16 protein-coding genes are annotated in these 12712 nt (G+C 71.4%); 2 read left to right on the top strand and 14 right to left on the bottom strand.

Features of this window, described 5'->3' with window-relative positions; translation table 11 throughout:
* Nucleotide 1: 1 nt before the first annotated feature.
* The 12 genes from Q1K26_RS00880 to Q1K26_RS00935 form a co-directional block, all read right to left on the bottom strand.
* Nucleotides 2-328, bottom strand: coding sequence for a metal-sulfur cluster assembly factor (locus tag Q1K26_RS00880; protein WP_300007039.1), 327 nt, complete (start codon nt 326-328; stop codon nt 2-4).
* Complete coding sequence (locus Q1K26_RS00885) at nt 325-705, bottom strand: uL22 family ribosomal protein (RefSeq protein ID WP_300007041.1); 381 nt, start codon at nt 703-705, stop codon at nt 325-327. The genes Q1K26_RS00880 and Q1K26_RS00885 overlap by 4 nt, the downstream gene beginning before the upstream one ends.
* A 13-nt stretch (nt 706-718) precedes the next feature.
* Nucleotides 719-1933: an FAD-dependent oxidoreductase gene (locus Q1K26_RS00890; RefSeq protein ID WP_300007043.1), complete on the bottom strand. Its 1215-nt coding sequence runs from the start codon at nt 1931-1933 to the stop codon at nt 719-721.
* Complete coding sequence (locus Q1K26_RS00895) at nt 1930-2250, bottom strand: Rieske 2Fe-2S domain-containing protein (protein ID WP_300007044.1); 321 nt, start codon at nt 2248-2250, stop codon at nt 1930-1932. The genes Q1K26_RS00890 and Q1K26_RS00895 overlap by 4 nt, the downstream gene beginning before the upstream one ends.
* 10 nt (nt 2251-2260) lie before the next feature.
* Complete coding sequence (locus Q1K26_RS00900) at nt 2261-3301, bottom strand: toluene hydroxylase (RefSeq protein ID WP_300007045.1); 1041 nt, start codon at nt 3299-3301, stop codon at nt 2261-2263.
* Nucleotides 3298-3597 (bottom strand): MmoB/DmpM family protein, encoded by a 300-nt coding sequence (locus Q1K26_RS00905; RefSeq protein ID WP_300007047.1) that lies wholly within the window; start codon nt 3595-3597, stop codon nt 3298-3300. The genes Q1K26_RS00900 and Q1K26_RS00905 overlap by 4 nt, the downstream gene beginning before the upstream one ends.
* Nucleotides 3597-3863: a toluene-4-monooxygenase system B family protein gene (locus Q1K26_RS00910; protein ID WP_300007049.1), complete on the bottom strand. Its 267-nt coding sequence runs from the start codon at nt 3861-3863 to the stop codon at nt 3597-3599. Before Q1K26_RS00910 ends, Q1K26_RS00905 begins: the two co-directional genes overlap by 1 nt.
* Before the next feature lie 2 nt (nt 3864-3865).
* On the bottom strand, nt 3866-5383 hold the full coding sequence (locus Q1K26_RS00915) for a toluene monooxygenase (protein ID WP_300007050.1): 1518 nt from the start codon (nt 5381-5383) through the stop codon (nt 3866-3868).
* Nucleotides 5384-5392: 9 nt separating this feature from the next.
* Nucleotides 5393-5875: a nuclear transport factor 2 family protein gene (locus tag Q1K26_RS00920; protein ID WP_300007051.1), complete on the bottom strand. Its 483-nt coding sequence runs from the start codon at nt 5873-5875 to the stop codon at nt 5393-5395.
* Nucleotides 5872-6339, bottom strand: a complete 468-nt coding sequence (locus Q1K26_RS00925; RefSeq protein WP_300007053.1) for a nuclear transport factor 2 family protein — start codon at nt 6337-6339, stop codon at nt 5872-5874. The genes Q1K26_RS00920 and Q1K26_RS00925 overlap by 4 nt, the downstream gene beginning before the upstream one ends.
* 62 nt (nt 6340-6401) lie before the next feature.
* A complete protein-coding gene (locus Q1K26_RS00930; RefSeq protein ID WP_300007055.1) occupies nt 6402-7421 on the bottom strand; it encodes a DJ-1/PfpI family protein in 1020 nt (339 codons plus the stop codon).
* A 107-nt stretch (nt 7422-7528) separates the two neighbouring features.
* Nucleotides 7529-8494, bottom strand: coding sequence for an AraC family transcriptional regulator (locus Q1K26_RS00935; protein ID WP_300007057.1), 966 nt, complete (start codon nt 8492-8494; stop codon nt 7529-7531).
* Nucleotides 8495-8704: 210 nt separating this feature from the next.
* Between Q1K26_RS00935 and Q1K26_RS00940 the strand changes: the two genes are divergently transcribed.
* Together Q1K26_RS00940 and Q1K26_RS00945 are read left to right on the top strand one after the other, a co-directional pair.
* Nucleotides 8705-9466 carry an AAA family ATPase gene (locus Q1K26_RS00940; RefSeq protein WP_300007059.1) on the top strand — a complete coding sequence of 254 codons (762 nt, stop codon included), beginning with the start codon at nt 8705-8707 and terminating at the stop codon, nt 9464-9466.
* Nucleotides 9467-9559: 93 nt separating this feature from the next.
* Nucleotides 9560-9844: a hypothetical protein gene (locus Q1K26_RS00945; protein ID WP_300007061.1), complete on the top strand. Its 285-nt coding sequence runs from the start codon at nt 9560-9562 to the stop codon at nt 9842-9844.
* Between the two features lie 433 nt (nt 9845-10277).
* Here Q1K26_RS00945 and Q1K26_RS00950 read toward each other — a convergent pair whose 3' ends face one another.
* Nucleotides 10278-11333 carry a hypothetical protein gene (locus Q1K26_RS00950; RefSeq protein WP_300007063.1) on the bottom strand — a complete coding sequence of 352 codons (1056 nt, stop codon included), beginning with the start codon at nt 11331-11333 and terminating at the stop codon, nt 10278-10280.
* Between the two features lie 208 nt (nt 11334-11541).
* Nucleotides 11542-12711 (bottom strand): MFS transporter, encoded by a 1170-nt coding sequence (locus tag Q1K26_RS00955; protein WP_300007065.1) that lies wholly within the window; start codon nt 12709-12711, stop codon nt 11542-11544.
* Nucleotide 12712 lies beyond the last annotated feature (1 nt).

Here is a 12712-nt window from a genome sequence, read left to right on the forward strand (position 1 = left end):
GTCAGAGGGTGAACCCGATCGCCTGCAGCTGCTCGCGGCCGTCCTCGGTGATCCGGGCCGGCGTCCACGCCGGGCGCCAGACCCAGCGAACCTCGTAGGCGGTCAGGATCGGGCCGAGTGCTGTCCGGATCTGGTCCTCGATCACCCCGGTGAGCGGGCAGGCCGGCGAGGTCAGCGTCATGGTGAGGACGGCAGGGGCCCCCGCGAGGTCCAGCTCGTAGACGAACCCGAGGTCGACGACGTTGACCCCGAGGTCGGGGTCGATCACCTCCCGCAGCGCCTCCAGAACGATGGCCTCCGAGACCTCGACCGCCTGTACTGCTGTCATCCGACCGTACCTCCTCCGTCGTACGCCGCTACCCGTAGCTCCACCCGGATCCGGGTCGTCTCCGTCGTGATCCAGGTGGCCAGGCCGTGTGCCTTCCGGCGCACCCTGACGACCGGCTCGCCGTCCCCGATCTCGCCGCCGTGCAGCACCCAGTCCCCCGCCGGTGATCCGAACCGGTGCGCCGCAGCCGACACCGCACCCTGCACGACCCGCGCGACGGGCTCGCACGTGGCGGCGCCCTGGCGGGTCAGCACCGCCAGTGCCTCGGCTGCGGACATCCCGTGAACCCGGTCGAGCGCCCGCGCCGCCGCGGCCTTGGCGATCCGGGCCTGCGGCGCCTCGGCGACGACGAGCCCCGGTCCGATGTTGATCTCCACCGCGTCCTCCCCGTCACGCCGGTGCCGGTCGGGTGACCCGGCGCAGGTCGATCGACTCGTCGCGCAGCTGGTCGGCGGTAACCGGATGCCCGGCGCGCAGCAGCCTCCGCCCGGCCATCACCTCTTGTGGCCTGCCGAGACCGAGCACCGAGACCACCCGCGCGTCGCGCAGCCCGAACCGCACGAAGGACGCCTCGTCGATCCGGCCGCGGACGACCTCCTCGTCGGCTCCGGCGCCGCCGGGGTGCCCGCAGCTCTGCAAGGTGTGCTCGTACTGGTCCGACCAGAACCAGTGCGGCTCGTCGTGGGCCACGTCCTCGCCGAGCATGGCGCGGGCCGCGACCGCACCCTGCCGCTTGGCGCTGTCGTGATGCTCGACCCGCAGCCGCCCGTAGCGGGGATGGGCGTGCGCGGCGACATCGCCTGCCGCAAACACGCCCGGCACCGCGGTACGGCAGCCTGCGTCGACGAGCACGCCGTCCGAGCAGCCCACTCCGGCCGCCTCGAACAGCGCCGTCTCGCGCACCACGCCGGCCGCGACCAGCAGGACCGAGCACTCGATGACGTCCCGGTCGGTGCGGACCAGCAGCCCGCCATGGATCTGCTGCACGGCCTCGACGCGCTCCCCGCAGCGCAGATCCACCCCGGCGGCCCGGTGGATGTCCGCGAACAGCTGCCCGATCTCGGTGCCCACCGCCCGCTCCATCGGGACCGCGCCCATCTCCAGCACCGTCACGTCGACGCCGAGCCCGCGCGCCGTGGCCGCGACCTCGCACCCGACGAACCCGCCGCCGAGCACGACGAGCCGCTCCGCCGGCACCATGGCCCGACGCAGCGCGTCGGCGTCGGCGCGGCTGCGCAGGTGGTGCACGCGGTTCCCGGCCAGCCCCGGCAGCCGCCGGGCCCGCCCGCCGGTCGCGAGCAGCAGCGCGTCGTAGCCGACGCTGCGGCCACCGACCGTGACGCGCCGCGCCGCGCAGTCGAGGTCCGTCGCCCGGGTGCCCGTGAGCAGTTCGATCGACTGCTCGGCGTAGAACTCCGCCGGGTGGACCGCGATGTCCGGGGCCTTCCCGCCGAGCCATGCCTTCGACAGGGGCGGGCGCTCGTAGGGGAGGTCCGGCTCGTCACCGACGAGCAGAACCTCGCCGGCGAACCCCTCGCTGCGTAGGGTCGCCGCGGCCGTCGCCCCGGCGACCCCCGCTCCGACGATCACGAACCGCCGGGTCATCCCGGCCCCACGTCGACCTGGATCATCCCGTCCTCGGTCACCCGGCACGGGAATCCGGTCAGCGAGGCGGTGGCCGGGTTGCGGCCCTGCCCGCTGCACCCCTCGAACTCCCACAGGTGCCGGGAGCAGGTGATGACCTCGCCGTCGAAGTCGCCCTCGTCGAGCGCCCACTCCTGGTGCGGGCAGCGGTTGCGGTAGGCCCGCACGTCCCCGTCGACGTTGACGAGCAGCACGCTGGTCGTCGCGACCGTGACGGCGATCATCTCCCCTTCCCAGAGCTCGTCGAGGGCCAGCGCGGGCAGCCAGCTCGCGGTCACCGCCTCCACCTCACACCACCGCGGCGGGGACAGCCGGATGCAGACCCAGGCCGGCGGCGTCGAGCACCCGTGCTCTGGCCGCCCGCGCCGAGGCCAGGACGTCGTCGACGGACGGGGCCCCCTGCGGCGCGGACGCCAGCACCGGCGCGAGCGCGGCGACGGCCTCGTCGGCGCGAACCGACCACCGGTCGATCCACTTGCGGAGCACGTCGATGTTGCCCGACCGCTGGTCGATCGCGAACGCGGCGAGCGCGGCGCTCCACCGCTCCCGGCGCCGCGCATCGGCGGCGAGCAGGCTGGACAGATGCCAGGCCAGCTCGTCACCGTTGGCCCGCGCCACCCTGCCGAACTGCGTGAGCAGCACGTCGTCGAGGGTGGGCAGCAGCACGAGGTCGATCGCGGTGAACGCCTCCGCCCAGTCGTAGGCGATCAGCGCGGTCTCGACGGCCCTGCGGACGCCCTGCCAGGCCGGGTCGTCCTCCCAGATCGCCCGTTCCCGCTCGCCGATCCCACTGCCGGGCCGCGCGAGCTGGAGCTCGCGGGTGCGGTAGGCGATGCGGCTGACCCGCCGCAGCAGGTCGGCGGTCGCGAACGCGGACGCGTTCGTGATGTAGGACGACGGCGCGATGTGGCCGATGTAGGCCTGTACCTGCTGGGCGCCGTGCAGCGGGTATCGCGCCGGGGCGAACACCCGTCCGAGGACGGACACCCACCCCTCGGACAGGGTCGCGTCGGCGCCGGCCTCGGCGTACTGCGTGAGCAGCCCCTCGGCCTTGGTCTCCTCGTCGTCCTGGAGCCCGACATAGGTCCGGTAGGTCAGCTGGTCGGGGTCGCGGAACGCGTTCCAGTCCTCGACCTTCAGCGGCGAGCCCTCACGGTAGGTCAGGAACCACAGGTTCGCCGGCGACGACGGGTTCTGCTCGAACGGGACCTTCCGGCCCTCCCGCAGTGTCCAGTTCGTCTCGTGGGTCATCACCTCGTACTCGCTGGGGACGCGGCGGGTTTCGCCGAACGCGCTCCAGGTCCGCCGTCGCTTCGGGGTCGCTGTCATGCCGTCGCTCCTTCACGCTTGGTGGCCCATTCCCAGGAGATCTCGTCGCTGCTCGTGTGGATGCGGCCCGCGAAGGACGAGAGCATCGTCTGCAGCGAGCGCAGCTCGAACGCCGGACCGAGGTGGCGCTGCAACGACGCCTCGGTCACCCGCACCCGGCCCGGGCCCTGCACCCGGACGTAGGAACCGCGATCGACCACGTCGATGTCGATGTCGGGGTTGTCGTCGCGGATCGCCGCGATCACCGACTCGACCTCGTCGCACATGCGGAGCACCGGCCCCACGGGGTGATCCATCAGGTCTCCTCATACTCGACGCGGACGTGGTCCAGGGGCCCGATTCCGGCCTCGGCCACGGTCAGGGACGGGTCCAGCCGCTTCCCGTTGTGGAAGACGACGTGGGGCAGGTCGCGCTTGGGCACCCGCCTGCCCTCGGTGTGGTGCGCGACCGCTCCGGCCAGCTCGGCGATCGTGTTGTTCGACATGACGGGCACGAGGATCTGCACGAAGTCCTCGGCGAAGATCGCATTGAGCGGCACCAGCTGGGGCTCGGTTGTCGTCATCGTCAGGACCCCGCAACCGCGACGCGGGGCACGATCAGCCGGTCCTTGTAGTCCGCCGCCCAGCTGTAGTCCGGGTCGTCGCCCATGACGTCGGGGGTGAGCCCCATGTAGCCGAGGATGCCGCCGACGTCCATCGGCTGGATCTCGCCTGCCACGAAACGGTCGATCACGGTGGGGTGGTTGAGGTTGTCGCGGTCCTTCCACCAGATCTGCCGGCAGCCCGCCGTGCAGAAGTGGTAGGTGACGCCGTTGTGTTTCAGCGGGTAGTCGCGCACCCGCCACCGGTTGTCGTACCCCAGCGTCGCGACGCAGCACGGCAGGTGGCACATGCTGCACAGCCACGGCAGCGTCTCCGGCAGCGTCGCCTCCATGTTGCCGGCGTTGACGTTGTCGATGATCACGTCCCACTTGTCGCCGTAGACGGTCTCCCAGTTGGGGTACTTGCTGCGCAGCCAGTCCCGGTCGTCCTTGCTCACCGCGGCCGTCGGCTTCCACCACAGCGTCGGGCGCCAGTACCACAGGCCCATGTGCAGCGCGTGGTGCCAGGTGTCGAGGCCCTTCATGAACTCGTCCCAGAACCACGGCTTCTTCAGCCCGTAGTCCTCGATGGTGCGGACGAACTGGTCGATGATCCACTCCTCCATGAACTCCCGGTAGGACTGCTTCCGGTGCTCGACGGGGGTGTAGTAGTCCATCGCGGGTCCGGTGAGGGCGGCGAAGGCGCGGGCCGAACCCCAGAACGCCTTGTCGATCACCCACTGGGCGCGGACCGGATCGTGCTCGACGAGGATCTCCAGCGTCGGGCCGCCCTGCTGGGCGTGCCGGGCCTCGTCGGTCTGGATCGAGCTGATCATGTTGGCGAAGTTGACGTCGCCGGACTCGAGCGCGTCGGCCGAGAGCGCGATGAACTGCAGGTTGGTGAACCCGGTCTCGAAGGTCAGAGGGAGCTGGATCGCGATGTCCACGACGTTGGACGTCACACACATCCCGTCGAACAGGTTCCGCAGCGAGATGGCCACCCAGTCGTTGGTGTGGAACATCTTCTGGGTCCAGTCGTACTGCGGGTCCTTGCCGACGAACTCGTGGCCGAAGAACAGCGTGATCTGTGCGTGCCGGATCTCGTCGAGCGCGCCGAACGTGGCCATGTTGCGCCACGATCCGTTGAGCCCGAAGCGGGCCATCTTCAGCTCGGCGAGCACTGCCTCCGACTCGACGAGCGTCACGCCGCCGAAGTGCATCTTCGTCGAGGACTTCCAGCCCTCGGACAGGTTCTCCCACGCGGTGGAGCGCTGCAGCGCGGCCTTCACGGCGTACGCCGAGCTCTCCTTCTCCCGCTGGGTGGCGACGTACTCCGGGTAGGAGACTTTGTAGTCCTCCTCCCACGCCGCCCACGCCTCGCGCGGCACCTTGCCGGTGCCCGACATCCATTCCGGATAGACCGCCTCGTCATCCACATAGGACAACGTCCAGTCGACGTCACGGACGAGGTGCTGCCATTCCTCGCGCTTCAACAGGGTCATCTGTACTCCTCAGTCGATCTCGAGGTGGGCGAGCTGGCGGCTGATGCTGGCGTTGTTCCAGTAGGCGGTGATGCCGTCGATCAGCCCGTCGTGGCACCGGAACACGAACAGGTGCGGCTCGGCGAAGCTGCCACCGCGGGCGGAGATGTTGGCCCACGCGCTGGCCTGGGTGCCGCCGATGGTCACCTCGACGGCCACCACGCTGCCACCCTCCACGGATGCGCCCGCCCGCACCGACGCGACGGTGTTCCACAGGTCCGGGAACGAGGTGATCAGCCCGGTCCACAGCGTCTTGCCGATCGTGGCGACCTTGCCCTCGCCACGGACGACCCGCTGGCGGCCCCAGATCTCCACGGGCACGTAGGAGAAATCCGCGTTCGGCGTGCAGAGGTCGACCATCTCGTCCACCTCGTGGCGGCGGTAGGCGTCGAAGAACGCCTCCACCGTCTGGGTGGGGATGCGCACCTCGATCGTCGTCATGGCAGTGGTCATGCCGGGGCTCCTTGTCGATCGGTGATGGCCACGATCGCGATCCGGTCGAGGCGCTTGACGGCCAGGCGCCGGAAGAGCTGGTTCTCGTCCCAGAAGCCCTTGACGGTGTGGATCAGGCCGTCGCGCACGGTCAGCAGCCAGGCCTGGCGCAGGTCGAGGTGCTTCTCCTGGTTGACGGCGCCGAGGTAGTCGGCGGCCTGGGTGCCCTCGACCGAGATCTCGGCGAGCACGACGCCGTCGCCGAGGTCGGACGTGCGGTGCACGGTGACGAACAGGTCGGGGAACGCCTCGACCGTGGCGGCGAAGAACGCGCGGCCCGACGCCGCCGGGTCCATCGAGGTCTGCCCTGCGGCGGGCAGCACCTCCACCTCGGCGTCGGGGGCGAGCAGGGCCAGCGCGGCGCCGGTGTCCCTGGCGCCGAGAGCGTGGAAGAAGCTGCTGACGACGTCGGCAGGCGTGGGCATGGGCGTCGGCTCCTCAGTGGTGGTCCGCCGTCTCACGAGCCGGCGGAGTGCGTCGAGAACGGTCACAGCGCGGCGAGTGACTTGAGGACGGCGTCGGCGACGGCGTCGGACGAGCCGGGGTTCTGCCCGGTGATCAGGTTGCGGTCGACCACCACGTGCGACACCCACGCCGACGGGGCGTCGTCGAACACCGCGCCCGCGTTCTTCAGCGCGGTGTCGAGGTACCAGGGCATACCGAGCTGCCCGGCCACCGTCTGGTCCTCCTCCTCGTCGGTGAAGCAGGTGAGGCGGTAGCCCTCGAAGAGCCACTGGCCGTCGTCGCGACCCCCCGCGGCAAGCAGCGCGGCCGGCCCGTGGCACAACGACGCGACGGTGGCATTCCGGCGGTGCAGGATCTGCAGCAGCCGCGTGACGTCGGGGTTGTCGGCGAGATCGATCATCGGGCCGTGACCGCCGGGGACGAACACGGCGTCGAAGGTGCCCATCTCCGCGTCGGACATGGTCGAGAGGTCCACCGGCGCCTGAAATCCCGGGATGGCGGCGAGCTCGGCGGCCAGCGAGTCGGAGATCGCCTGGCTCGCGGCATGATGCGCGGCGACCGCGGCATCCACCTCCGCCCGGGTCAGCGAGCTGCCCAAGCCGTCGTCGGTGAGCACGTCGGCGAGCTGGCGGTCCTCGCGCCACGCGGTGCGGGCGGCCCGGGCGACGAGGGAGCGAGCCTCCTCGACCGGCGTCCCGGCATCGCGCATCGCCAGCACGATCCGCCGGGACGCCCCCAGCCCGAGCCCGGTGAGCTGGCGCAGCGTCAGCCGGATGTCGTCGACGTCCGGCGCGAAGGTCCGGGTGATCGAGCCGAGGAAGTCCTCGTCCTCGTCGGGCATGTGGAAGATCGGCTGCAGGCCGTACGAGTCGGCGTGCGGCGCCCGACCGTCCGGCGTCGCGACGACGACGTCGACCCCGGCCGCGACGAACCGCCGGTACGGGACGGCCGCCTCCTCGGCGAAGAAGCCGGTCTCGTGCGGTGTCCCGTCCGCGAGTCGCATCTCGCGGGCGCTGGTAACCAGGTAGAGCAGTCGCGGCATGGTGTGCTCCCGTCACTGGGTGGCGATGTGATCGGGAACACTAGGAACGGCGCGGCGGGCGGGTTACCGGGATTCCTGCGGAGAAGTTGCCGATTCCTGCGGCCTGCTCAGATCGGGGCGGTCGCCCGGTCCACGCGGAGCGCAACCCCGCCGCGCTGCGCCTCCGTGTAGGCCCGCGGCGTCACCCCGAAGTGCCGCTTGAACTCGGTGATGAACGCCGACAGGCTCGCGTACCCGACCCCGCGGGCCACCTCGCTGACGTTCCTGTCGCCCTCCACGAGCATCGTGCGGGCGCGGTCGAGGCGTAGCCGCTTCACGAACTGGTACGGCGACATCCCGGTGACCTCCCGGAACAGGTGGGCGAACGTCGACGGGCTCATCGAGACGTGCTCGGCAAGGTCGGCGATGGTCAGTGGCTCGGAGATCCGCTCGGTGACGTACTGGATGACGTCGGCGACGGGGTTCTTCCCGCTCTCCTCGGCGGCCGCGCGGACGAGGCGGTCGCACTGCTCGGACTGCAGCAGCCGGTAGACGATCTCCTGCAGGTAGATGGGTGCGAGCACCCGGCGGTCTGTGCCCCTGCCGACGGCCTTGACGAACCGCAGCGCCGCGCCGACCAGGTCGAGGTCCAGCGGGGAGACGTAGGCGTCGCCGGACGCGTGGGCCACCGGCCGGTGGAACGTGGTGGCCGTCCGTTCGAGCATGTCGGCGCAGACGCGCCGGACCATCGCGGGGTCGATCTGCAGCACGAAGGACAGGAAGGGGAGCTCGGCAGTGGCGCTGAGGATCTGCGCCTGGAACCGCAGCCCCCGCTTGAGCACCAGGTAGTTGAACGGGTCGTAGCGGTGCTCGACGTCGTGCACCGTCACCGCCTTGCGCCCCTGCGCCACGACGCACAGCGACAGGCCGCCCACGTCGTCCCACTGCGGTGGCGTCGGGCGGGTGAAGCGGTACACGGTGAGGCCGGGCCATTCGGTCGGGTTGGGTCCCTCGTCCGCAGCGCGCGCGTCGAGCGTCGCGATGAGGTCACCGGGAACGACGCGTTCCTCCGTCGACAGGTCGAGTGTCCTCATCCGCAGCTCCCCATCGGTCCCGGGCGGTTCCCGACCCGGCAGTCGGCTCCGCCGATCGTAGGAACGCCTCCAGGCCAGCGGCGTCGTCCGATCCAGACCAAATCCTGGGTCCCGTTGAGCTCCGTGGTCAGTTGTCCGGGGCCCGGGGTCCCGAGGAGCCCCTGCGCCGAGCTCTCCCCGAGCGGGTGCCTTCCGGCTGACGATGGCCGCGTGCCCGCGGGGTGGCCGTTGATCGGGCGGGCCGAGGAGCTGCGCTTCATCGGTGGGCTCACCGTTCGCGGGAACGGTCCGTCCGGGGTCGTGCTCGCCGGGGCACCCGGGGTGGGCAAGACCCGCCTGGCCCGCGCGGCACTGGCCGCGGCCGAGCAGCGCGGGGCGGTCACCCGGTGGGCGGCTGCGACGGCCTCGGCGCGCGGGCTGCCGCTGGGCGCCTTCGCCGCGACGCTGGGCGCGGTCGGCTCGGACCCGACCTTGCTGCTCCGGCAGGCAGGCGAGGCGCTGCTGTCCGGCGCCGGGCGGGGCGGCGCGGTACTGGGGGTGGACGACGCCCACCTCCTCGACGAGCTGTCCGCGACGCTCGTACACCAACTGGTACTGCGCCGCGAAGCCACAGTCGTGCTCACCCTGCGCAGCGGCGAGCCGGCACCGGACGCGGTGACCGGGCTGTGGAAGGACGGGCACCTGCACCGCCTGGAGCTGCGCCCGCTGGCGGCCGAGCAGACCGCCTCCCTGCTGGAAGGCGTGCTCGGCGGGCCGGTGGGCAGCGCCGCCGCCCACGACCTGTGGACGATCACCCGCGGCAACACGCCGTACCTGCAGCAGCTCGTCGACGGCGAGCTGGACGCCGGCCGGTTGGAGAAGGTGGGCGGGGTGTGGCGGTGGTCGGGCCGCCCGCAGCTCACGCCCGGGCTGGCCGAGCTGCTGCACCGCAGCGCGCTGGTTCCGGGAGGCCGGTGCCGAACTGCGGGATAAGGAACCGGCCTGGTCCTACATCGCGCCCTGAGCCTCACCCTCGCGCTCGGCATGGCCGGTGACGCTGCTGCGGCCCGAGAAGCCGCCACCGACATGGAGGCCCAGCGACACCCGTCACTGGTGTTCCGCGAGCCCGACCTGGTGCTCGCCCGCGCGTGGGTCGCCGCAGCCGAAGGCGCCACCGGCGAGGCGACCACGCTCGCCAGGCAGGCCGCCAACCTGGCCGCTTCCCAGGCCCAGCCCGCGGTGGAGGTGGTCGCGCTGCCCACCGCGGTCTGCTTCGGCGACCGCACCGTCGCCGACCGCCTCGCGGTGCTCGCCACCCAGGTCGACGTCCGTGGTGTCTCCTCGGGTCGGTGCCCCGACCAAGCATCATGATCAACGATCGGGGCCGCCGGACCGCGATCCGAGCGCGTTGCCCGGTCGCGACGCGCAGGCGGGACCCGTCGCCGATGGATGCCGGCGGCCCCCTTGATCACCAGCTCGGGCCCGAACCGCGAAATACGCGGGCCCCGGTACCCGGCCGATGATCAAGCCCTCGAAACCGCGGCTCCCGGTACCGAGACGGCGATGTTCTCGTGGCCCGGCACCGCGCGGAGGCAAACCCGTTGGCAGCACCGACTCCAAGCAGCTCCGTGTGGCCGATGATCATGGTCGGGGATCGGCCGGGCACCGGCTGGAACTCGGACGAGCGGTCACCCGACCCGGCTGGTCGGCCGGCAACTGACGCGCCATGCACCTGCTGCAGCCCGAGCCGTGGCCCGCCCACCCAGGACCGGATCGAGGCCAATAGCGTCGAGGCCGCCCGGTATCAGCTCCCGGTCAGCTGCGCCCTGGCGAGATCGCGCCCTGCCACGATCGCGCCGAGCTTGGCCTTGGCGACGTTGCGCCGCATGGACGCGATGCCGCAGTCGGTGGAGACCGACACCTGCTCGGGCGGGACGGCGTCGAAGAGCCGGTGCAGCCAGCCCGCGATCTGCTGCGGCGTCTCCACGCGGAGCAGCTCGATGTCCACCACCCCGACGCCGAGGTCCTTGTCGGCAGGCCAGCCCCGCAGCGAGTCCACCTCGGCGAACTCGTGGCTGGCCATCTGGAAGTGGATCTGGTCGCAGTTCAGGTCGAACGCCCAGGGGAACAGCCGGTCGGCCTTCAGGTCGAGGATGCCGGGCTGGCCCTCCTCGTGGCCGTAGCAGATGTGCACCTGCTTGTAGGCGTTCACGCCGTCGAACGCGGTGTTGATGGCGGAGATGATCCAGTCCTCTGGCTCGAAGAAGGTGAGCGGCTCGGTGATCTGGATGATGTCGACGCCCCGGCGTTCGAGGTCCTTGAACTCCGCGTTGTAGGCCTTGGCGACGTCCTGGGACAGCGCCTTGAGGTCGTGGTAGTGCTGATCGGTCGATAGTGCGGCCAGCGTGGCCGGGCCGAGTGACGCGTTGATCTTCAACGGGGCATCGGTCACCTCGCGGACGGCCTCGGCGACCGGCTTGAACACCGGGCGCCGCCATGCGACGTCGCCGAGCACGGTCGGCTTGTAGATCGGCAAGTCGAACGCACCGACCTGGATCCGGTCGCCGTAGCCGGCGTAGCCCCCCAGCTTGTGGGCCATCGCGTGGAACAGCTCGGCGTACTCGTAGCCGGTCTCGTTCTCGTAGTACTGGCCGCCGTCGGTGACGATGTCCAGGCCGACGTCGAGCATGTCGTGCACGGCTGAGGAGACGGCGTGCTGGTAGAGCTCGCGCATCCGGTAGCTGACGTACTCGGGCTCGTGCACGCCGACGGGGAAGACCTTGCCCTCCATGAAGATCGGCCGGGGGTAGGCCCCGACGAGCGTGGCGGGCAGCAGGACGTCCTGGCCTCGGACCTTCATCGTTGACTCCTTCGCTAGCTCGGGTGACGGGCGCTCACCGACGATCCGGCAGCCGTCGACCGGCGCCTGCCGCGTCGGCGGGCGCCGGTGTCGAAGGCGACTACAGCGGGTTCGATCGTAGGGAGGGGGTGAGCGGCGGGTCTTGGTCTTGGCCGTGCGAAGCCGGGGCTCCGACTAGCACGCCCGGGACGAAGCGTCGTGGTGCCGTTCAACGCCGTTCCGCGGAACGGGCCCGCTCGTACCGGGACTGGCCCCAGACCACCGCCACCGTCACCGGCAGGGCCAGCACCAGCGCGATCCGGAACATCGGGACGAAGGCGCGCGCGTCGGCAAGCGGCGCCGCAAGCGCGGTGCCGACCGCACCACCCACGAACAGGGCGGCGACGAACAGCGACACGGCGGTCGCGCGCGCCGTCGGCACCACGTCGGTGGCCCAGCCCTGCAGGGTGGAGTGGAAGAACGCCCACCCGGCACCGAGCAGCGCGCACGCGGCCAGCACCGTCGCGAGGCCGACCTCGACCGACACCACGGCCCAGCCCAACATGATCAGGACTCCGCCGATCGCGGCGAGGCCGGCCGGTGGGAGCCGCCCGACCAGTGCCTTCACCAGCCACGAAGAGGCCAGCACACCGACACCGAACAGGCTGACCACGACGCCGGCGACCCCGACCGTCGCGCCCGCGGACTGCAGGGCGGGCGCGAGGTAGACGAACATCCCCACCATCGCGATGCCCTCGGCGAACGCCAGCGCCAGAACGGCGACCGCCCACGGTCGCGTGAGCACCCGGGCGACCAGGAGTCGCGGCCGGTCGGCCGTGCGCTGACCGGCCGGTTCGGGCAGCCTGCGCAGCGCGATCCACTGCGCACCACCGGCCACCGCCGAGGCCGCGAGTGCGAGGCGCCACGTGGAGACGTCGGCGATCAGACCTGCGCCCACCGTGCCGCCCGCGGTGCCCAGCGCGGTGGCCGCCAGCACGTCGCTCAGCGGTCGCTGCCGCACGTGCGCAGGCCATGAATCCCCGACGTACACGAGCGCGGCCGGGATCACCGCCGAGAAGCAGCCACCGACCACGCCCCTGGTCAGCGTCAGCGTGATCAGGTCCGGGGCGACCGCGGACGCGATCCCGGCTGGCACGCCGACGGCCAGGCCCAACCGCATCGTCCGCACCCGGCCGATCCGCTCGCTCAGGGTCCCCCACACCGGCTGCATCAGCCCGTAGGCGAGGTAGTAGACGCTCGCCGCGGCCGCCGCAGCACCCAGCGAGACGCCCAGATCAGCGGCGATGACCAGCAGCAGCGGTGCCATGGCGAACCGGTCATAGCTGCTGACGAACGACGCGGACTGCAGCAACCCCAGATGGGAGCGGGTCGGCTGCATC

This window comes from Pseudonocardia sp. (assembly GCF_029263155.1).
In the GTDB taxonomy this organism is placed as follows: domain Bacteria; phylum Actinomycetota; class Actinomycetes; order Mycobacteriales; family Pseudonocardiaceae; genus Pseudonocardia.

Excerpts from the sequence above, each read along its gene's own strand:
- Q1K26_RS00880 (WP_300007039.1), bottom strand. The coding sequence starts at position 328 with ATGACAGCAGTACAGGCGGTCGAGGTCTCGGAGGCCATCGTTCTGGAG.
- Q1K26_RS00890 (WP_300007043.1), bottom strand. The coding sequence starts at position 1,933 with ATGACCCGGCGGTTCGTGATCGTCGGAGCGGGGGTCGCCGGGGCGACG.
- Q1K26_RS00900 (WP_300007045.1), bottom strand. The coding sequence starts at position 3,301 with ATGACAGCGACCCCGAAGCGACGGCGGACCTGGAGCGCGTTCGGCGAA.
- Q1K26_RS00905 (WP_300007047.1), bottom strand. The coding sequence starts at position 3,597 with ATGGATCACCCCGTGGGGCCGGTGCTCCGCATGTGCGACGAGGTCGAG.
- Q1K26_RS00910 (WP_300007049.1), bottom strand. The coding sequence starts at position 3,863 with ATGACGACAACCGAGCCCCAGCTGGTGCCGCTCAATGCGATCTTCGCC.
- Q1K26_RS00915 (WP_300007050.1), bottom strand. The coding sequence starts at position 5,383 with ATGACCCTGTTGAAGCGCGAGGAATGGCAGCACCTCGTCCGTGACGTC.
- Q1K26_RS00920 (WP_300007051.1), bottom strand. The coding sequence starts at position 5,875 with ATGACCACTGCCATGACGACGATCGAGGTGCGCATCCCCACCCAGACG.
- Q1K26_RS00925 (WP_300007053.1), bottom strand. The coding sequence starts at position 6,339 with ATGCCCACGCCTGCCGACGTCGTCAGCAGCTTCTTCCACGCTCTCGGC.
- Q1K26_RS00930 (WP_300007055.1), bottom strand. The coding sequence starts at position 7,421 with ATGCCGCGACTGCTCTACCTGGTTACCAGCGCCCGCGAGATGCGACTC.
- Q1K26_RS00935 (WP_300007057.1), bottom strand. The coding sequence starts at position 8,494 with ATGAGGACACTCGACCTGTCGACGGAGGAACGCGTCGTTCCCGGTGAC.
- Q1K26_RS00945 (WP_300007061.1), top strand. The coding sequence starts at position 9,560 with ATGGAGGCCCAGCGACACCCGTCACTGGTGTTCCGCGAGCCCGACCTG.
- Q1K26_RS00950 (WP_300007063.1), bottom strand. The coding sequence starts at position 11,333 with ATGAAGGTCCGAGGCCAGGACGTCCTGCTGCCCGCCACGCTCGTCGGG.
- Q1K26_RS00955 (WP_300007065.1), bottom strand. The coding sequence starts at position 12,711 with ATGCAGCCGACCCGCTCCCATCTGGGGTTGCTGCAGTCCGCGTCGTTC.